Genomic DNA, 19,800 nt, shown 5'->3' with positions numbered 1-19,800 from the left:
TGAATACGGTATCTAATTGATACTGATAGCTTCAAAGGAACTTAGTTACCTCATGGATACCAAAGATCTGCCAGCAAACGTCCTCGACCCCGATTGCCCGTCGAGGGTGATCTTTCAGCGCATCGGTGACAAGTGGGCCTCGTTGGTGGTCCAGGTCCTCGCAGACGGCCCCATCCGATTCTCCGAGCTTCGCAAGATGGTCCACGTGGTGACGCCAAAGGTGCTCACGCAGACTCTTCGCACTCTGGAGCGCGACGGTCTCATCACCCGGACTGTCCACGCTCAGGTGCCCCCGCGGGTCGACTATGAACTGACCGAGCTTGGAGCTTCCTTGCTGGAGCCGCTGACTCTTTTGCGTCTCTGGGCGGAGGACCACGTGCCCACCATCCTCAAGGCCCGCGACGCCTATGACGATGCCCAGGACGAGGCTGTCATCGGGGGCTGATCCTTCCGGCCTTCGCCAACTGACTCGCAGTAAGCCGCCCGTCCCGCATGGTTGCGACGGAGTCTGTGAGCGGCAGGAACTCGGTGTCGTGCGTGACCATGACTGTCGCCGTCGCGAATTCGTCCGTGACCCGTCGCAGCAACCGCACAATCGATTCGCTGCGCTCGTGATCCAAAGCTGCCGTCGGCTCGTCGACGAGCAGCACCCGGGGCTGTCCCATGAGCGCCCTCGCGATGTTCACGCGCTGCCGCTGGCCTCCGGAGAGCTGATGCGGCCGCTTGTTGAGCGAAGGCCCGAGCCCGACGACGTCGAGTAGTTCCGTGGCGCGCTTGCGCGCCTTGGCTGCGGGCTTCCCCCGGAAGTGGTCGCCGATGATCAACTGCTCGACGGCGGTCAGTGACGGCAGGAGATTGGGTTGCTGGAAGATGATGCCCACTTTTTCCCGGCGCAGGGAAGTCAGTTCGGTGTCCTTGAGTCCGGCGGCATCCATGCCGTCGATGACGACGAGCCCGGAACTCGGCCGGACCAGCGTTGCTGCCACGGCTAGAAGCGAGGACTTCCCTGAGCCGGACGGCCCCACGAGGGAAAAGAATTCGCCGGCGTCCACGCGGAGATCCACGGCGTCCAGGGCCTTGAGGGTGGAGTTACCGTCCGGGTACTCCAGGGTGACGTTGACCAGGTTGAGTACGGGATTCATCGATATGCCTTTCGCGGAATATTAAGTGTTCGGAGATGACCTAGTTGCCGCCGAGGGCGATCAGCGGATCCACTTGGGTGATGCTGCGTACGGCAACCGCTGCACCGCCAATGCCGAGGATCACGATCCCGGCAATCGGGACGAGCGTAGTCAGCGGAGTTACTAGGAACGGGGCAGCCTTGGCAGCGAAGAAGCCGCCCAGCACGCCAAGGCCGCCACCCAGCCCGGCCCCGGCGAGCAAGACGATTCCCGCTTGGACCAGCGCGTCCCGCACGACGTAACCGGACGAGGCACCCATGGCCTTGAGCACTGCAATGTCGCGCGTGCGCTGAACAGTCCAGACGGTCAGGAAGGCCACGATGACGAGGGCCGAGATGCCGTAGAGGAAAGCCTGCATCATCATGAGGGAGCCGTTTTCGCTCTTGTAGGAGCCGAGGGCCTGGAACGAGCCACTCGGGGTGGCGCTGACAGTGCCGGCCGCCGCATTGGCGGCGTCGGGGTCCACTGAGGCACCGGCGTCGTACGTGATCGCGAGAACCGTCCCGATGGATGCCCCGGCAGGAATATGTGCGAGTTTCTGCCATGTAGCCAGGGAGGTCCAGACGACTCCCGTGTGGGAGTACCACTCGTCCGGGGTAACGGCGGAAACCGTCAGGGCGGTACCGCCCACGGTCACCCGGCTCCCGGTACGCAGCGAGAGTTCCTTCGCCAAGGACTCTCCGACCACCACCTCGCCTTCCTTGACCGCCACAGGCGGGATGCCGCCGTCGGCCCCGAAGACCGCGACGTTTGCAGTGCCCGAAGCATTATTGGAGGAATCCAAGGACTGGAACCGCGTCTGGCTGATACCCATGGCTTCGGCAGAAGCAACGCCCGGCCGGTTCCGCCAAGCCTCGAGCTGTTGCTTGGAGACTTCCGATTCCGTATAAGACGCCTTGGCCTGGCCCCCGGCGGGCGCGCCGAAGGCGATTTGCTGCGCCGGAAGGGCTGCAATGGCCGACGTCGACTGGTTGCCGAGGCCCGCGGTAAGCCCGGAGAGCATGACGAGGAGGAGTGTGATGAGGGCGACGACGCTTCCCATGAGGGCGAAGCGGCCCTTGGCGAAGCGGATGTCGCGCAGGGCGAGAAACATGGAATTCCTTTGGTTCGGAGGCGGTCTTCTGGTCCTGTTTCAACTGTCCGGGTAGTCGGCGCGTGAAGCATCGGGAACTGGATGGACTCATCCGATCGCCTTGGTTGACCCGCGGATCAACCGTTTGGTTGATTGGGCCCGCATGGCGCGGAATAGGGGCAAAAGTGTCGGCGGGCGAGGCTACGCTGGAGGGCATGCAAGGAGACGATTCACCGCAAGCCACTGCGCAGCCTGCGCCGCGGCAGCAACCAGGTGACACGGCGCAGCCCAGCGTCACGGCGCAGCCCAGTGGCTCCGCCGTGATTTTGCGGGTCTTGCGCGTCAGCCTGCACGTCGGTTTTGCGGTGCTTCTGTTGGTGGCAGTTATCAGGCTTGCGGTCGCGGGACTTTCCCCGTTCGCCACCGGGGCCGGCCTCGGTCTTGCGCTGCTACTGGCTGCTGTCTACCTCGCGGGGACGGTTCTCGAAAAAAGGCACGCCGGCAATCCTGAGCGCTTCGATCCGCTGCCTTACGCGCGCTGGTGGCTCGCCGTCGTCGGTTTCCTGTGGCTGTTGCTCATGCTCATCAGTCCGGACTTCGCTTGGATAGCTTTCCCGTTGTTCTTCCTGCAACTGCATATCCTCCCGCGACGCTTCGCTCTTCCCGCGATCGCTGCCAGCACCGCGCTCCTGATCGCGGCGATGTGGTTCCATAACCGGGGTGCCGGGGCGGATGCCCTGCAACTTGCCATGGTCCTCGGACCTGTTTTCGGGGCCGCCTTCGCGGTTGTCACCGGCCTGGCGTATCGGGCGCTCTACGTCGAGGCGGAGAACCAACGCCTTGCCGCTGAGGAATTGCGCCGTACCCGGGCCGAATTGGCACGAAGCCAGCACGACGCCGGTGTGCTGGCAGAGCGCGAAAGGCTCGCCCGCGAAATCCACGACACCCTGGCGCAGGGATTCTCAAGCATCGTCCTGATGGGGCGCTCGGCGGAGAAGGCCCTCGACGCCGGTGACAACGCCGCGGCCCGCGACCGTCTCAGGACAGTCCGGGAGACCGCAGCCGGCAACCTGGCGGAGGCCCGCAATTTTGTCCGCGGACTCGGGTCACCGGAGTTGGCCGAGTCCGGGCTGGCAGACACACTCCGGCGCCTGTGCACCAAGACCGAGGCCGAGGCCGCCGCACGCGGAGCCACGTTGCGTTGCCGCTTCGAGCTCCAGGGGGCGCCGGTGGCGCTTCCCAGCCCTTACCAGACCACATTGTTGCGCGCGGCTCAGTCTTCCCTGGCGAACGTGTGGGCGCACGCCCAGGCGAGTACCGCCGTCGTCACCCTGTCCTTCCTGGACGCCGAAGTGACCATGGACGTGTTCGACGACGGTGTGGGCTTCGATCCCGCAGCGGCAGCTGCCGCGGCAACACGCGGTGACGGAACCGGCGTCGGGCTCAAAAGCCTGCGCGAGCGGCTCGCTGCCCTGAATGGAACGCTCGACGTCGAGTCGGCCCCCGGAGAGGGGACCGTGGTGGCAATCCGGCTGCCGCTGGGTACTGGCAACCCGGCTTCGGAAGCGATCTCATGAACAACAACATCAGGGTCTTGCTCGTTGATGACCATCCCGTGGTCCGTGCGGGACTCCGGGCCATGCTTGCCGACTTCGAAGGAGTCCAAGTCGTGGCGGAAGCGGCCGACGGCGGCGCCGCATTGGCCGAACTGTCGAAGCTCCACACCCTCGGCGAACCTGTGGACGTGGTCCTCATGGACTTGCAAATGGGTCCTGGGATGGACGGCGTCACCGCGACCGGCAAGATCAAAGCCGGTGAAGCCGGGACTCCCCCGCCGCCGGTCCTGATCCTGACCACGTACGACAACGACGCCGACATCCTCGCCGCAGTAGAAGCCGGTGCCAGCGGATACATGCTCAAAGACGCGCCACCGGAGCAAATCCGGCAGGCCGTCGTATCTGCCGCAGCGGGTCAGACGGCCCTTGCACCCGAGGTCGCTGCGCGGCTCATGGGACGGATCCGGAATCCGGTGCACGCCCTGAGTGCGCGTGAAGTCCAACTCGTAGAGCTCCTCGCCACCGGGATGAGCAACCGTGCGATGGCGAAGCAACTCTTCATTTCCGAGGCCACGGTCAAGACCCATTTGGTGCACATTTACGGCAAGCTAGGTGTCGATAACCGGACGGCGGCCATCGCGGTGGCCACCCAGCGCAGGATCATCCGGAGCCAATAAGTTCGCGCGTCACTGAACGCCGGAACCATCACAAAAGCGCAACGTGCTGTGATTTGTATCATTCATGTCGGCCCAAGAAGGCATAATGACGCAAATGGGGAAAACCAAGAATCTTGTCCTGGGGCTTGCCGCCCTGCTGATTGCCGGCTCGCTGTCCGCTTGTGATGACGGCCGCTCGGGAGCGGAGGGCGCTGCCAAGCAGCTCGCCTCATCCCTCGCAGCGCTCGACGTCGGATCGCTCGCCGTTGACGGCAAGGATGCCGCGGCGGCAAACGAGCAGCTCAAGTCGGTATTTGCGGCCCTCGATCCTGCCAAGCCTTCCGTTGAAAGCGGCGCGGTGAAGCTCGACGGCGACAAAGCGTCGGTCCCGCTCAACTTCACGTGGAAGATCGGAACTGCGGAGTGGAAATACACCTCCCAGGCCGCACTGAAGAAATCCGGCGACAAATGGGCCGTCCAATGGAGTCCGGCGCTCTTGGAGCCGGACCTCAAGGACGGCGAAGTCCTGGACAAAACGGTCACTCCTCCGGCCAGGGCAGAAATCCTTGGTGCCGGGGACGCTAAATTGATCAGTTACCGTCCCGTGGTTTACGTCGGCATCGACAAGACCATAATCGGATCCGCGGATCCTGCAGCTTCGGCGGCGAAGCTCGCGCAACTGGTCGGCGTGGACGAAGCCGCGTATGTGAAACAGGTCCAGGCGTCCGGACCACAGGCTTTCGTCAGCGCCATCACATTGCGTCAGGACGGGCGGACGATCACGGACCAGCAGATTGCTGCGATTCCGGGCGCCCGTGGCATTCCAGATTCCCTGCCTTTGGCACCGACACGCACCTTCGCCCGTGCTGTGTTGGGTACTGTCGCCGAGGCAAGCGCCGAACAGATCCAAAAGGCCGGGGGTTCCCTTAAGGTCGGAGACGTCGTCGGGACCGGCGGCCTGGAGGAACAATACGACAGCCAGCTGCGCGGCCAGGATGGAGTCTCCATCAAGGTCCGGCCGCCAGGCATGACCGACGATCAGATCAAGGCAGCCAAGCCGGACCCCCGCCGGGTCCTCTTTTCGGTCGATACGAAGCCCGGCGATCCGTTGAAGACCACCTTGGATCCGCGTCTGCAGCAGCTCGCTGAAGACACCTTGGCGGGCGTTGGCCCGGCTTCGGCCATAGTGGCGCTCCGCCCCTCCACCGGCGCCGTGCTCGCAGCGGCCTCCGGCCCTGGAAGCAACGGCTACAACACGGCAATGCTGGGCCAGTACGCGCCTGGTTCCACGTTCAAGATCGTTGATTCCCTCGCCTTGATCCGCAATGGAATGACGCCGGATTCCAAGGTTGAATGCACTCCGACCATTACGGTGGACGGCCGCACCTTCAAGAACGCGGAGGGTTATCCGGAGTCGTCGCTCGGCTCTGTTGCATTGCGGGACGCTTTTGCGCATTCGTGTAACACTGCCTTCATCAGTTCCCGGGACAAGGTCAGCCAGGCCCAGCTCGAATCTGCGGCAACTTCATTGGGGTTGGCAGTCCAAGCCCCGAAGCTGGGGGCCGACGCCTTCCTGGGCTCGGTGCCGGGAAACGCTGACGGCACCGAGCACGCAGCTTCGATGATCGGCCAAGGCAAGGTGCTGCTTTCCCCGCTCGCCGCCGCCATCATGGCTGCCTCGGTAGCCCACGGCGCGCCCGTGTCGCCGCAACTCGTCCTGAACCCCGGCGTAGTCCCACCCTCCGCGGGTGCCACCCCGACGGCGTCCGGCGCGCCGTCGTCGTCCTCAGCCACGCCAGCGTCTCCCGCCGCCCCGGCGTCCGACAAGCCGGTTACCCCGGCGGAGGCAGCCGCGCTGGGCGACATGATGAGGGCCGTGGTGACCTCCGGTCACGCCGGTTTCCTCGCGTCGGTGCCGGGGGCGCCCGTTGGCGCCAAGACCGGGACGGCCGAATTCGGAAACGACAACCCGCCCAAGACGCACGCCTGGATCGTTGCAGTGCACGGAGACCTGGCGGTGGCAGTGTTCGTGGAAGACGGCGGGCTCGGCGCGACAACCAGCGGTCCCCTGCTCAAGTCGTTCCTGACCGCGGCCGGCTGACGCCCGCCGTATTTCGGCGCGATATGTGAGCGAGCGTCGCCGGAAAGGGGGATATATGTGAGCGAGCGTCGCAGGGGGGATGGGCGCCCTCTGGACACCATTTCCCGACGGGGGCACACTTAATTCATCGCTTGTTGAATTAGTTGCATCTCGCGGGAGCGGCCATGGACCAGCCTGATACCACCACATGCGTCATCGTGGGCGGGGGTCCGGCCGGGGTGATGCTCGGACTGCTGCTGGCCCGGGCCGGCGTCGAGGTCACCGTCCTTGAAAAGCATGCCGACTTCCTGCGCGACTTCCGCGGCGACACCGTCCATGCCTCCACCATCCGACTCCTGGATGAACTTGGGCTGGGCGAGGGATTCCGGGCCTTGCCGCAAAGCAAGCTCGGCAATTTCAAACTCCCCGCGCGGGGAAAGGAAGTGACCCTGGTGGACTTCGATCGCCTCAAGCCACCCTACGATTACGTAGCCATGGTGCCGCAGTGGGACCTCTTGAACTTCCTGGTGGACGCCGCACAGGAAGAGCCGCAGTTCACGCTCCGGATGAACACTGAGGCCACGGACTTGTTGTACGACGACGGCGGGAAGGTCGCCGGGGTGGCGTACCGCACCCGGGACGCGGCGTCGGGAGAGGAAACCGGGACCGGGGAGCTTCGAGCGATGTTGACGGTGGCATGCGACGGCCGTGGTTCGGTGCTCCGGCAGAAGGCAGGACTGGTCCCCCGCGAGTTCCCCGTGCCGTTCGACACGTGGTGGTTCAGGCTCTCCCGGCGCGCGGACGAACAGGGACAGTTGGCCTCGATCATGCCCCGCTTCTCCGGCACCGATGTGCTCCTCAGCCTGACCCGCAAGGACTTCTACCAGATCGGCTACATCGCGGAGAAGGGCAAGGACCCGCAGATGCGTGCCGAGGGGGTGGAGAGCTTCCGTGCCCGCGTGGCCCGGATCCGCCCGGATCTGGCGGACCGCGTGGATGAAATCAGGTCCATGGACGATCTCCATTTGCTCGATGTGAAGCTCAACCGGATCAAGCCATGGCACAAGCCGGGCCTCCTCCTCATCGGAGATGCCGCCCACGCCATGTCTCCCGCGGGCGGTGTCGGAATCAACCTGGCCATCCAGGACGCCGTGGCCGCGGCCGAGCGCATCGCCCGTCCATTGCTTCAGGGCACCCTTGGCGAGGCGGATCTCGCTTCGGTGCAGAAGAGGCGCTGGTTCCCCACCGTGGTGATCCAGAATGTGCAGCTCCTCATCCAGAAGGCGGTCTTCGGCCCCGCAGTGAAAGGGCAGTTGGTGGGCCCGCCGGCTCCCGTGGTCGCTGTCCTCCGCCACGGTCCCTGGTTCGGAAAACTTCCAGCCCTCATGATCGCCTTCGGACCGCGGCCGGAGCACGCTCCGGACTTTGCGCGCCGGAAGCCCGCAATGAACCGGAAACCGGTGTGAGCAGGGGTCGCCGCCCGGGACAAGCGAGCAGCCGGGACGCGGTCCTCCGTGCCGCCCGCGAACAGTCCTACCGGAAGGGCGGCGACTAAGGAGTCCCCCGCGGTCCGTGGGAAGATTGGGCAGTGGCCCATATTGACGTTTCAGGCATCGACTACTTCCTCTCCGACGGCACCCAGCTGCTCAACGGTGTGACCTTCAAGGTCCCGGACGGCAGCAAAACGGCCCTGATCGGGCCCAACGGAACGGGAAAGACCACCCTGTTCAAGATCATCGCCGGCGATCTCACTCCTGACGAAGGAGTGGTGGGCCGTTCCGGAACCATGGGCATCATGCGGCAGTTCGTCGGACAGGTCCGCGATGAATCCACCGTGCGCGACCTGCTCGTTTCCGCTGCGCCGCCGGCCCTCGCCGCGGCCGCGAAGGCGGTCGAGGACGCCGAGCTCGCCATGATGGAGCACGATGACGAGCCCACCCAGATGCGGTACGCCCAAGCGATCGTGGACTGGGGAGACGCCGGAGGGTACGACGTCGAGACCGTCTGGGACGAGGTCTGCATGGCAGCACTCGGCATCCCCTTTGACCGCGCGCAGCACCGCCCGGCGTCGAGCCTTTCAGGCGGCGAGCAGAAGCGGCTGGTGCTTGAGGCGCTGTTTTCGGGACCGGACCAGCTGCTGCTCCTCGACGAACCGGACAACTACCTCGATGTTCCTGGCAAGCGTTGGCTCGAAAGCAAGCTCAACGAATCCAAGAAGACGGTCTTCTTCATCAGCCACGACCGCGAGCTGCTCAACAACGCCGCTGGCCGCATTGTGACGCTTGAACCCGGCATCAACGGCGCCGGCGCCTGGGTGCACGGCGGCGGTTTCGGCACCTATGTGGACGCGCGTATCGACCGCAACGCGCGTTTCGAGGAACTCCGCAAGCGCTGGGACGAGGAGCACCTGAAGCTCAAGGAACTCGTCATCATGTACAAGACCAAAGCCGCATTCCGTTCGGACATGGCCAACAAGTACCAGGCCGCCCAGACGCGGCTCGCCAAGTTCCTGGAGGCCGGACCGCCCGAAGCCCTGCCGCTTGAGCAGAACGTGCACATGCGCCTCAAGGGAGGCCGCACGGCCAAACGCGCCGTGGTGGCTGAAAAACTTGAACTCACGGGCCTCATGAAGCCGTTCTCCACGGAGATCTGGTTCGGCGACCGCGTGGGCGTGCTCGGTTCCAACGGCTCGGGCAAGAGCCACTTCCTGCGGCTCCTGGCCGCCGGCGGCACCGACCCGGAGCGGGAGCATTTGCCCGTTTCCGACGTCGAGATCGCCGAAGTTCCGCACGAAGGAACCGTCAAGCTGGGTGCGAGGATCCGTCCGGGATTCTTCGCGCAGACCCATTCCCGTCCGGACCTCCTGGGCCGGACACTCCTGGACATCCTGCACCGGGGTGACGAACACCGTTCCGGGTTGGGCCGCGAAGCCGCCTCCGGCGCGCTCGACTCCTACGGGCTGGTGGGCTCGGCCGAGCAGAAGTACGAGTCGCTCTCCGGCGGGCAGCAGGCGCGCTTCCAGATCCTGCTCCTCCAGCTGTCCGGCGCAACGCTCCTGCTCCTGGACGAACCCACGGACAACCTGGACCTGCACTCGGGTGAAGCCTTGGAGCGTGCCATCGACGCATTCGAAGGCACCGTCCTGGCCGTTACGCACGATCGCTGGTTCGCCAAATCCTTCGACCGTTTCCTCGTCTTCGGATCCGACGGCAAAGTCTACGAGTCCGCCGAGCCGGTTTGGGACGAATCCCGGGTAGAGCGGGCGCGCTAGCTTCCGCCGGACTCCCCCGGCGCCGCCGGCTCCAAGCGCCCAGCCGGCTCCAAGCCCCGAAGCTCGCTCACCTTTGGTGAGCGAGCGTTTATCTGAAACGCCTCAAAAGTGAGCGAGCGTTTGAGCCGTTCGGCACACAGGGCGATTTCTGCGCACAAGTTCCCGCGCCAGGCGCCCATATGCTCACAAAGGATGATTAGATGATCATTTCTGGATAGCATATGAGCATGAAGACTCTTGACCGCCACCGGCTCATTGGCGAGCTGCTGCGCAAGCGCGAAGAGGTAACGGTTGACGAACTCGTTGCCGCATGCGGAGCATCGGGGGCCACTATTCGGCGCGATCTGGAGATCCTCGCCTCCCACGGCGTCCTTCGCCGGGTGCATGGCGGGGCCCGCAGCCTGGTGGATCGCGGCGACAACCCCGGCTACGGGCAGCGCGAACTCGAGGACCGGGACGCCAAGGAGAGAATCGCCGTCGGGGTCCAACGGCTACTTCGCGACCGCGATCACGTGTGGCTGGACAGCGGATCCACAGCAACTGAGATCGCTCGCCGGCTGGCGCCGCGGGAATTGACCGTCATGCCTATGTCCCTTCGTGCCGTGGAGTTCCTGGCCGTGGACCTTCCTTCGGCGCGACGTCCAAGTCTCTTGTTGCCCGGCGGCAGCCTCGTTCCCGGCGAGCAGTCATTCCGGGGACCGATGGCAGAGGCAAATATCCGTTCCCTTCGCTTTGACGCCGCCATCGTCACACCGTGTGCCATCAACCTCAAAGACGGCCTACTGGCACACGACCTCGAGGACGCCGCGATTAAGCGGGCAGGGCTGGAATCGGCCGGCCGGGTGATCGTGGCCTGCACGGGAAGTAAATGGAATGCACAGGCCGTGGCCTTGGTTGCAGCCATGGACGCGGTAGATGTCATTGTGACGGACCGGAAGCCAAGCACCGAAGAACGCACCCTACTTGAAAATCTCTCCGTGGAAGTTGTGATCGTATGACCACCAGCACCCGAACCGCCCCGAACGTCAAAGCCGCGGCAATCGCCACTTTCCTGGTCTTCGGCATGAACGGCCTGGTTTTCGCCAGCTGGGCGGCCCGCATACCCGCCGTCACCCAGGCCCTGCACCTGACCTCCGGGCAGATGGGCACCCTCCTGCTGTGCACCGCCGTCGGGTCCCTTGTTGCGCTGCCTTCCACGGGATGGATTGTCGGCAGGATCGGAACGGCCAATACCGTACGCGCCGCCGGACTGCTGGCCGCCTCAGCCGGAGCGGCTATCGCGTTCTCCTTGATGACTGGATCCGTGGCCGCCACCGCGCTGGCGCTGTTTTTCTTCGGCGTCGGGATCGGCTTGTGGGACGTGTCCCAGAACATTGAGGGGGCCGACGTCGAACACCGGCTCGGGCGAACCATCATGCCGCAGTTCCACGCCGCCTTTAGCGGTGGCGCCTTTGTGGGCGCGCTGATTGGTGCGTGGCTTTCCGAGATCGGGGTTGGACTTCCGGAGCATCTTTTGGTGATCGCCGCCGTCGTCGTAGTTCTGACCCTGACCGCGCCGCGTTACTTCATGCCCCACGAAACCACGGGAACAATGCCCGACGGCGGCGCGCCCCCTGCCAAGGGTCTGTCGGCCTGGCGGGACTCCCGCACCCTCTTGATCGGCGTGGTGGTGCTCGGAGCGACCCTCACGGAAGGCGCCGGGAACGACTGGATCGCCAAGGCCTCGGTGGATGGCCTGAATACATCCGAATCGACGGGCGCTCTATTGTTTGCGCTCTTCGTGGCCGCGATGACCCTGATGCGTTTCCTTGGCGGCCGCGCGATCGACAGGTTCGGACGTGTAGCCGTGCTCCGGGTCAGCATGGCCGCCGCAGCAGTGGGCTTGGCTCTCTTCGTTTTCGCCGCCGACCTCATCCTCGCCGGGGTGGGCGCGGCCCTTTGGGGTATCGGCGCAGCCTTGGCCTTCCCCATGGGCATGTCCGCTGCTGCCGACGATCCAAGACACGCAGCCGCACGCGTCTCGGTGGTATCGACAATCGGTTATGTGGCGTTTCTGGCCGGGCCGCCGCTTCTGGGATACCTGGGCGACCACACCGGCATCCGCATGGCCCTGCTTGCCATCGGGGCGCCGATCCTGATTGCCCTGTGGCTGGCAGGCGCCGCGAAACCCTTGGCGAAAAGCAACTGACCCGCAGTTGTTGTCGTTATGAGGCGTCAAAACGACAACAACTGCGAGTCAGTTGGGTGGTTACGTCGCTGCGGAGCGCTTGGGTGGTTACGGCGCTGAGGTGGCGGGTGCCGAAGGGACAGCGCTCGGCGATGCCCCGTTGGTGGGAGCGCCGCTCTGCCGGTTGCGGCCTTGGCCGCCCTGGCCGTTGAAGTTCTGGAACTGGCCGCGGCCGGGACGGGCCTGGCCCGCGTCCATTGCCTTGGTGACGCCGACGCCGGCAAAGAAACCGACGGCAACCAGCAGCACGGCAAGGAGGATCTGCGTCAGGCGACCCATCTTGAAGCGCTTTTTGGGCACAAACGGCTCCGGCGTCTGGGGTTGGCCCCAACCCTGTCCAGTGGGTTCCTGGCCGGTTGCCTGCAGGACCGCGGTCGGCTGCCCGGCGTGGGGCTGTTGGGTGTAGGGCTGCTGGGGCTCCGGCGGGTTTACGGGACCGGGCTCCGGTGCTGAATAGGACATTTTTGGATCTCCTGTTGGCTGTTTCTTTTAGTTGCTGGAGGTGGAACTGTGGGCGGCTATTCGTACCGAAGGGCGTCGATCGGTCGTAGCTTCGCCGCCTTGTTGGCCGGGTAGATTCCGAAAACCAGGCCGATCGCCGCGGACACCATGAACGACAGCCACACGGTCCACCACTGGACTTCGGGTTGCGTTCCCAGCAGGGGGAAGGCGCTGCCGATGTAGCCCGCGGCAATTCCCAGCACCCCGCCGATCAGCGAAATGATGAGCGATTCGATCAGGAACTGGCTCACGATGCTGCCCCGCGAGGCTCCGATTGCCTTGCGGATACCGATTTCGCGGGTACGTTCGGTGACGGTGACGAGCATGATGTTCATGACGCCGATTCCGCCCACCAGAAGCGAAATGCCGGCCACGGCACCCAACAGGATGGTCAGTGTGGCCGTGGTTGTGGTGGCTGTCGTGAGGATCTGAGCCTGGTTTCGCACTTGATAGTCACGGTTGGCGGAGGTGACGTTGTGCCTGGCATCGAGGATCATCTGAACCTCGTTCTGGGCCTGGTTCATCACGTCCGCTGACTTCGCCTGAACAGTGGTGGAGGCGAGCGACGGCGAGTATCCGGTGAACTTGTCCTGGGCCGCACTGTAGGGGATCACCACAATGTCGTCCGGATCGTTGAGGCCCGAGGACCCCTTTTGGGCGAGGACGCCGGAGACCACGAAGTTCTGGCCGTTGAGGGCGATCGTCTGCCCCACGGCCGAGGCCACCGAGCTTCCCACCAGGTCCTGCGCAACGGTATTGCCGATCACGGCCACTGCGGTGCCGTTGCTGGCGTCACCGTCGCTGAAGTAGGACCCCGCCGCGAGCGTGTCGTTCGAAATGGAAAAGTACGACGGCGTGGTCCCCACGAACGTTGCGACCGCGTGGGTTGCGTCCTGGTAAGTACCCGTGACGTTCTGTGCCGTGACCACCGGCGCCGTCGCGGCGACGTCGGGTGCCATGACGGGATCCGTCAGCGCGGCCATGTCCTGGAGCGTGAGGTTGGTGCCACGGGACCGCGGACCGGTGACGGCTTGTCCGCCGCCTGCTGCGCGGCCGCCCGCCGTCGTCTGGCGGCTCACGGTCAGCACGTTGGTTCCCAGCTTGCCGATCTGGGCCTTGATGGCGTTCGAGGTTCCGGCGCCCACGGCCAGCAGGACGATGACGGAGGCGATGCCGATCAAGATGCCCAGGGTGGTGAGGATGGAGCGCATCTTGTTGGCCATCACCCCGGTCAGGGCGAAGCGGACGGATTCGGCGATCATCATGCCGGCACCGCCGTCGCTACAGGATGCGCATTAACGGCGCGGATCCTGTGGTCCTCAATGATGTGCCCGTCCTGGAATCGCACAACACGGTTGGCCCGCGCCGCGACGTCCGCCTCGTGGGTGATCATCACGATGGTCCGGCCGTTGGCGTGCAAGGACTCAAAGAGATCCAGGATTTCGTGCGAAGACTTGGTGTCCAAGGCTCCCGTAGGCTCGTCGGCCAACAGCAGCACCGGGTTGGTCACGAGCGCCCGGGCGATGGCAACACGCTGTTGCTGTCCACCGGAGAGCTGTGAAGGCTTGTGGTCGGCCCGTTCCGCCAACCCCACCGAACCGAGCACTTCCAAGGCCCGCTCGCGCCGTTCCTTGCGATGCACTTTCGCGTACGCGAGCGGCATGGAGACGTTGTCCACGGCCCGCGTGCGCGGTATCAGATTGAAGTTCTGGAAGACGAAGCCGATCTTCCGGTTACGGATCTGCGCGAGCTGGAACTCGTCCAGTGTCCCGGTATCGATGCCGTCCAGGTGATAAGTCCCCTGGGTGGCGCCGTCGAGGCAACCGATGATGTTCATCATGGTGGACTTTCCGGAGCCCGACGCGCCGATGATGGCCACGAAGTCGCCTCGATCAATGGAGATGCTGACGGAATCAAGTGCCCGTACTTCGGCCTCGCCTTTGCCATAGATTTTGCTCACGGAGTCCAGTTGGATGACAGCGTCGTTCACGGCTGCTTACCCGCCGTTTCCACGTGTGCCACCGTTGCCGCCGGTAACTCCGGCGCCGCCTGTGCCACCGAATCCACCCGTTCCGCCGAATCCGCCCGCCCCGGTTCGACCGGTAGTGCCGGTGGTGTCCAGGGTGGAGGAGATGGCCGGGAGTTCAACCTGATCGCCTGCGCTGAGTCCGGTGAGCACCTGGGTGCGGCCGTTGTCCGTGATCCCGGTGGTGACGGTCACCGCCGTCGTGGTCCCGTTCTTCATCACGTTGACGGTCTGCTTGGTTCCCGTGGTGGTGATGGCCAGCGATGGCACTGCCAAGGCGTTCTTGGCGGTCGCCGTGGTCACGGAGATGTTTGCGCTCTGGCCGAGCCGGAGGTTAGCCGGGGGGTTCTTGATGGAGATCGTCACGGGGTAGCTGACCACGTTGTTGGTGGTTGTGGCGTTCTGGGCGATTGCCGTGATGGTACCGGTGACCGGTGCCGCGGAGGGGTCGGTCTTGAGTGCCGGGAAGGTGAAGGTGGCCGAGTCGCCGGTCTTCATGGCGGCAATGTCGGATTCGGCGAAGTTGGCGATGACCTGCAGGTGCGCGGTGTCGCTGATGGTGATCAGTCCCGAGGACGATGTGCTCGCGGCGCTCGCGGAAGTGCTGCTCGAGGAGCCGGAAGCTCCGGAAGAGCCGGATCCGGAAGACCCGGACGAGCCGGAACTGCTTCCGGCGTTGCCTCCGACCACAGCGTTCACGGCGGTGACAGTTCCTGAAACCGGGGCCGCGAGTGAGCAGGACGCGAGGTTCTTGGTTGCAGTGTCGACTGCTATCTGGGCAGACGTGGTGTTGGACGTGGCGCCTCCGCCGCTCTGGGCCGAATTGAGGGCCGTCGCGGCCGAGGCGATCTGCTCTTTGTCCTTGAGGGCCGAGCTGGCTTGTTGGTTGGCTGCCTGGGTCAGTGCTTGGTTGTCCTTCGCCAGCTGGGCCTGCGCCGCACTAAGCGCGTTCTGCGCGGGCTGGCTGTTGGGCTGGGCACTGGCAGCGGTCTGGGCCGCAGCGACAGTCGCATTGTCATTGTTCACGGCTGTCTGGGCGGCGGCCACGGCGCTGGCTTGCTGGCTCGCGTCCAGGTTCGCCGTTTGCTGGGCGTTGGCCAGGCTCTGGCTCGCCGAAGCTACCTGGTTGTTGGCTGAGGCCTGCTGTTGGTTTGCCTGCGCCGCGGCGGAATCCAGCTGGGCCTGGGCAACCGCCAGGGCGTTCTGGGCGTTGGTCGGATCAATGGTGACCAGCACCTGCCCGGCCGTGACCTGCTGACCGGTCACGGCGGAGACCGTGGCGATAGGCCCGGTGCAGTTCTGGGCGTTGATGACCGTGGTACTTGCGGGCGAGACGTTTCCGCTCGCCGTGGAGACGGCGGAGAGGTCCACAGCGCTGACCGCGACGGTGCGGGCGGTGGTGTCGGCGGCCGTTTGCGGCACACCGTTCAGTACGAAGAAGGCGCCGGCGGCAATGCCGATGACGGCCACCCCGATGCCGCTGTTGATGAGTTGAGGCTTTGAGAGCATGCCCGAAGACTATGGTCGCTGTCTTGGAGGATGCCGAGTGCTACCTGATGGTTTACCCTATGTGACGTTCTGCTCTCCGTGCCGCTTGCGACGCGCTTGCGGGGAAGAAGGACCCTCACTATCCCACATCCTAACCAGCCCGCCGATAGTCTGGTGGGATGCGAAGGATGCTGCGATGGGGGCCAGGACAGATAGCGCGACTCGATCGGGCAGCGGTCCGGGCGGTCTCGCGGTGGCCTGCGGGCCAGCACGACACCGTTTTGAAGAACCTCTCGGAGGCCGCTACCAAGGGCAAGCTCTGGTTTGCCGTCGCTGGCGTCTGCGCGGCATTTCCGGGCAAGCCCCGCAACGCAGCGATCCACGGACTCCTGGCCCTTGGTGTTGCGTCGGCCGTCACCAACCTCGGCTTCAAGACGCTGCTTCCGCGGGCGCGGCCGCTGCCCGAGCATCTTCCGGTCTTCCGTTTTGTCAACCCGCAGCCCACAAGCTCCTCGATGCCTTCCGGCCATTCGGCCTCTGCCGCGGCATTCACGCTTGGCGTCGCACTGGTGAATCCCCGCCTTGGTGCAGTTCTGGCCCCTGTTGCGGCGGGTGTGGCATATTCCCGGGTTCATACAGGCGCCCACTGGCCCTCCGATGTGGTTCTCGGCTCGGCGATCGGCGCCGGAGCGGCCCTCCTGACCCGAAAATGGTGGCCGGCCCGGCCTCCCGTTCCTGCCACGGACCGTTCACCGGCCGACGCGCCCGCTGTCGGCGACGGCGAGGGGCTGAGCATTGCGGTCAACGCCCTTGGCGGTTCCTACTCGCCTGAGACCGAAACCGAGCTTCGGGAGATATTCCCCAAGGCGTATATAAGGATCATTTCCGATGGCGATGACGTGGCTGCCGAAATCCAGGCCGCGGCAGGCCGGCCCGGGACGAAGGCTCTGGGCGTGTGGGGCGGCGACGGAACCGTCGGCACCGCAGCGGCGGCCGCCGTCGAGCACTCGCTGCCTTTGCTGGTGCTGCCCGGCGGAACACTCAACCATTTCGCACGTGACGTTGACGCCCGGTCCCTCGAAGGGGCCCTCAAAGCCGCCAAAACGGGAGCAGCAGCATGGACGGACCTGGGCCATGTGAGCGCGGGCCGCGGCGTCGATGGCAAGGACGAGACCACTGAGCTCATCATGCTCAATACGGCAAGCGTCGGCGTTTACCCCAACTTGGTGCGGCGACGCGAACGGCTGCAGCCCGCCTTGGGGAAGCCCCTCGCGGGACTTGTCGCAGGCCTGCGCACCTTCGGCGCAGCAACGCCTACCACCCTCCGGATCAACGGTGTCCCCCACAAGTTATGGATCCTCTACTTGGGCCGTGGCCGCTACTACCCGCGGGACCTCGCGCCATTGACGCGTCCCGTCCTCGACGATGGCGTCCTGGACATCCGCATGGTCACGGCCGATGAGCCTTTTGCGCGGCTGCGCCTCCTGTGGGCGGTCGTCACCGGAACCGTGAGTACCTCCAAAGTGACCCACCTCAGCGAAGCCGCGGAGTGCAGTATCGAAGCGATCGGTGAACCACTCGTGATTGCGGTCGACGGCGAGCCGTTGCCCGGTGTGCGGACCGCGGAGTTCACCGTGAAGCGGCGGGCACTACGGGTGTATTCACCGCTTTCCTAGTGCTTTCCCAGTCCCCGGGAAGACATGGCCGCGGCCGGCATCATCCATAGGGACTACCCTGACCGGCCCCTGAATCATCCCTGAGACCGGCGAATTCCGCCGTGCCGGTGGCTAGCGTTGTACTTACAGTCACCACACAGCTGCAGCAAGCGGAGGGAACGCTTCCATGATTGAGGCAACAGGGTTGAGGAAGGTCTACGGCGCAAAGACTGCCGTGGACGGAATCAGCTTCACCGTACAGCCCGGGAAAGTCACGGGCTTCCTTGGCCCGAACGGCGCCGGCAAGTCCACCACCATGCGCATGATCATGGGTCTCGACCGCCCGACGTCAGGAGACGTCATTGTCAACGGCCGGCATTACTCCCAGCACAAGGCCCCGCTCCACGAGGTGGGAGCGCTGCTCGATGCCAAGGCAGTGCACACCAGCCGCAGCGCGTACAACCACCTGCGCGCCATGGCCGCAACCCACGGGATTCCGAACTCGCGCGTTGAGGAAGTCATCGAGATGACGGGCCTCACCGCCGTTGCCAAGAAGAAGGCCGGAGGGTTCTCCCTCGGCATGGGCCAGCGGCTTGGCATTGCCAACGCGCTGCTCGGTGATCCCCAGACGCTCATCCTCGACGAACCGGTCAACGGGCTGGACCCCGAGGGCGTCCAATGGGTCAGGAACCTTGCACGCTACCTGGCAAGCCAGGGCAAGACCATCTTCATTTCCAGCCACCTCATGTCCGAGATGGCCCAGACCGCGGATCACCTCATTGTGATCGGTCGCGGCAGGATCATCGCAGACACCACCGTGGATGCGCTGATTGAGAGCCAGTCCCGCAAGCGCACTTTGGTCCGGACCTCGGAGACAACGCGATTGTCCGAGCTGCTGGCCCGCGACGGCGTCCGGGTGGAGCAGAACGAACGTGAAACCCTGGAAGTGTACGGAGTCGAGCCGCTCCGCATCGCCGAGCTGGCCCTCGACAGCCGGGTACTGGTTTACGAGCTCACTCCGCTCACGTCGTCGCTGGAAGAGGCCTACTTCCAGCTGACCAAGGACGAGGTGGAATACCACTCGCACATCACCGGCGGACCGGCAGCACCAGGCGGGCCCCTGGACGGAAGCCCCGCCGGCGTCGGCGCCACATCCGCTGCCACCATGGAAGGGATCCAGTCATGAGCACCACCATCAACAAGAAACCTGCGGTCCCGTCAGCCGGGACCGGTGGCGTCACCTTCCTCCGGATACTGAACTCCGAATCCATCAAGTTCAGGACCCTCATGAGCACCAAGCTCCTCTTGGTCCTGACCTTCGTGGCCATCGTCGGCATCGGCCTGTTGTCCGCCCTGGTCCGCTGGAACTTCATCAACCAGATGGTCGAAGTCGGCCGGCAGGGTCACAAGGAAACGGTGCAGCAAGCCGTTGCCTCCTTCCCGCCCGGATCGGGGTTCGATCTTTACAACCTGCCGAACGCCGGACTCAACATCGGCATCCTCGTCCTAGGTTCCCTGGCCGTACTCTTCGTTGCTTCCGAGTACGCCACCGGCATGATCCGCTCAACCATGAACGCGGCGCCAGGCCGGCTCTCCACCTTCGGCGCCAAAGCCGTGGTCCTGGTTGTGGTGTCCTACGTCCTTTCGGTTGTGGCCGGCATCGTGACCTTCCTCCTGGCTTCGCCCATGTTCGCCAACTTCGGCCTTAACCTCGGCTGGAGCACGGATGGTGTCCTCTACAGCGTCTTCACCGGCGGCTTGTACGTCGCGGGCGTTGCGCTGATCGGCCTCTCGCTCGGAACACTGCTGAAGAACTCTGCGGGCGGCATTACCGTCCTGGTGGGCATCATGTTCGTCCTCCCGTTCGCCGGGCAGTTCCTTAGCTTGGCACCGGGAGACTTTTGGAAGTACGTCCCGCAGTACCTGCCCAGTGACGCCGGGGGCCGCTTCTTGTCGATCGGCCACGCGGACGGCATCCTGGATCCATGGGCGGGCGGCCTCGTGTTCCTTGGCTACGTCATCTTGTTCATGGTTCCTGCCCTCATTGTGCTCAAGACGCGCGACGTCTGATTCGCGATCTCTGATTC

General features: G+C 64.8%; 17 protein-coding genes. 11 read left to right on the top strand and 6 right to left on the bottom strand.

Features of this window, described 5'->3' with window-relative positions:
- The first annotated feature begins 52 nt into the window (after positions 1-52).
- Positions 53-445 (top strand): helix-turn-helix domain-containing protein, encoded by a 393-nt coding sequence (locus tag AB0323_RS09350; RefSeq protein WP_366177073.1) that lies wholly within the window; start codon positions 53-55, stop codon positions 443-445.
- Here the strand turns inward: AB0323_RS09350 and AB0323_RS09345 are convergent.
- Entirely contained in the window at positions 432-1,142 is a 711-nt protein-coding gene (locus AB0323_RS09345; protein ID WP_366177072.1) for an ABC transporter ATP-binding protein, read from the bottom strand. The genes AB0323_RS09350 and AB0323_RS09345 overlap by 14 nt on opposite strands.
- Before the next feature lie 40 nt (positions 1,143-1,182).
- Complete coding sequence (locus tag AB0323_RS09340; RefSeq protein ID WP_366177071.1) at positions 1,183-2,274, bottom strand: FtsX-like permease family protein; 1,092 nt, start codon at positions 2,272-2,274, stop codon at positions 1,183-1,185.
- 194 nt (positions 2,275-2,468) lie between these two features.
- Here AB0323_RS09340 and AB0323_RS09335 point away from each other — a divergent pair, with 194 nt between their 5' ends.
- From AB0323_RS09335 to AB0323_RS09305, 7 genes are all read left to right on the top strand, one after another.
- Positions 2,469-3,830: a sensor histidine kinase gene (locus AB0323_RS09335; protein ID WP_366177070.1), complete on the top strand. Its 1,362-nt coding sequence runs from the start codon at positions 2,469-2,471 to the stop codon at positions 3,828-3,830.
- Positions 3,827-4,486: a response regulator transcription factor gene (locus tag AB0323_RS09330; RefSeq protein ID WP_366177069.1), complete on the top strand. Its 660-nt coding sequence runs from the start codon at positions 3,827-3,829 to the stop codon at positions 4,484-4,486. The genes AB0323_RS09335 and AB0323_RS09330 overlap by 4 nt, the downstream gene beginning before the upstream one ends.
- A 94-nt stretch (positions 4,487-4,580) precedes the next feature.
- Entirely contained in the window at positions 4,581-6,566 is a 1,986-nt protein-coding gene (locus AB0323_RS09325) for a penicillin-binding transpeptidase domain-containing protein (protein WP_366177068.1), read from the top strand.
- A 164-nt stretch (positions 6,567-6,730) separates the two neighbouring features.
- Positions 6,731-8,011 carry an FAD-dependent oxidoreductase gene (locus AB0323_RS09320; RefSeq protein ID WP_366177067.1) on the top strand — a complete coding sequence of 427 codons (1,281 nt, stop codon included), beginning with the start codon at positions 6,731-6,733 and terminating at the stop codon, positions 8,009-8,011.
- 122 nt (positions 8,012-8,133) lie between these two features.
- A complete protein-coding gene (locus AB0323_RS09315; protein WP_364538747.1) occupies positions 8,134-9,816 on the top strand; it encodes an ATP-binding cassette domain-containing protein in 1,683 nt (560 codons plus the stop codon).
- A 227-nt stretch (positions 9,817-10,043) separates the two neighbouring features.
- Positions 10,044-10,814, top strand: a complete 771-nt coding sequence (locus tag AB0323_RS09310) for a DeoR/GlpR family DNA-binding transcription regulator (protein WP_366177066.1) — start codon at positions 10,044-10,046, stop codon at positions 10,812-10,814.
- Entirely contained in the window at positions 10,811-12,004 is a 1,194-nt protein-coding gene (locus AB0323_RS09305; protein ID WP_366177065.1) for an MFS transporter, read from the top strand. The genes AB0323_RS09310 and AB0323_RS09305 overlap by 4 nt, the downstream gene beginning before the upstream one ends.
- 87 nt (positions 12,005-12,091) lie before the next feature.
- On the opposite strand, the gene AB0323_RS09300 is transcribed toward AB0323_RS09305, so the two are convergent.
- Genes AB0323_RS09300 through AB0323_RS09285 form a run of 4 tightly spaced genes read right to left on the bottom strand, consistent with a single transcriptional unit; the run spans position 12,092 to position 16,079 of the window.
- Positions 12,092-12,505 carry a hypothetical protein gene (locus AB0323_RS09300; protein WP_364538753.1) on the bottom strand — a complete coding sequence of 138 codons (414 nt, stop codon included), beginning with the start codon at positions 12,503-12,505 and terminating at the stop codon, positions 12,092-12,094.
- A gap of 56 nt (positions 12,506-12,561) precedes the next feature.
- Positions 12,562-13,809 (bottom strand): ABC transporter permease, encoded by a 1,248-nt coding sequence (locus AB0323_RS09295; protein WP_366177064.1) that lies wholly within the window; start codon positions 13,807-13,809, stop codon positions 12,562-12,564.
- Positions 13,806-14,534 carry an ABC transporter ATP-binding protein gene (locus AB0323_RS09290; RefSeq protein ID WP_364538757.1) on the bottom strand — a complete coding sequence of 243 codons (729 nt, stop codon included), beginning with the start codon at positions 14,532-14,534 and terminating at the stop codon, positions 13,806-13,808. Before AB0323_RS09290 ends, AB0323_RS09295 begins: the two co-directional genes overlap by 4 nt.
- A 6-nt stretch (positions 14,535-14,540) precedes the next feature.
- On the bottom strand, positions 14,541-16,079 hold the full coding sequence (locus AB0323_RS09285) for an HlyD family efflux transporter periplasmic adaptor subunit (RefSeq protein WP_366177063.1): 1,539 nt from the start codon (positions 16,077-16,079) through the stop codon (positions 14,541-14,543).
- A 158-nt stretch (positions 16,080-16,237) separates the two neighbouring features.
- On the opposite strand from AB0323_RS09285, the gene AB0323_RS09280 reads away from it, so the two are divergent.
- The 3 genes from AB0323_RS09280 to AB0323_RS09270 all read left to right on the top strand — a co-directional run bounded on the left by AB0323_RS09280 (position 16,238) and on the right by AB0323_RS09270 (position 19,783).
- A complete protein-coding gene (locus AB0323_RS09280; protein WP_366177062.1) occupies positions 16,238-17,734 on the top strand; it encodes a phosphatase PAP2 family protein in 1,497 nt (498 codons plus the stop codon).
- 166 nt (positions 17,735-17,900) lie between these two features.
- Positions 17,901-18,899: an ATP-binding cassette domain-containing protein gene (locus AB0323_RS09275; RefSeq protein WP_366177061.1), complete on the top strand. Its 999-nt coding sequence runs from the start codon at positions 17,901-17,903 to the stop codon at positions 18,897-18,899.
- Complete coding sequence (locus tag AB0323_RS09270) at positions 18,896-19,783, top strand: ABC transporter permease (protein WP_366177060.1); 888 nt, start codon at positions 18,896-18,898, stop codon at positions 19,781-19,783. Before AB0323_RS09275 ends, AB0323_RS09270 begins: the two co-directional genes overlap by 4 nt.
- Positions 19,784-19,800: the final 17 nt, after the last annotated feature.

The sequence above is a fragment of the Arthrobacter sp. NPDC080031 genome (assembly GCF_040702485.1).
Classification (GTDB): domain Bacteria; phylum Actinomycetota; class Actinomycetes; order Actinomycetales; family Micrococcaceae; genus Arthrobacter.
Note: the sequence above shows the minus strand (reverse complement) of the source record. Positions and strands in the feature narration are given on the sequence as shown.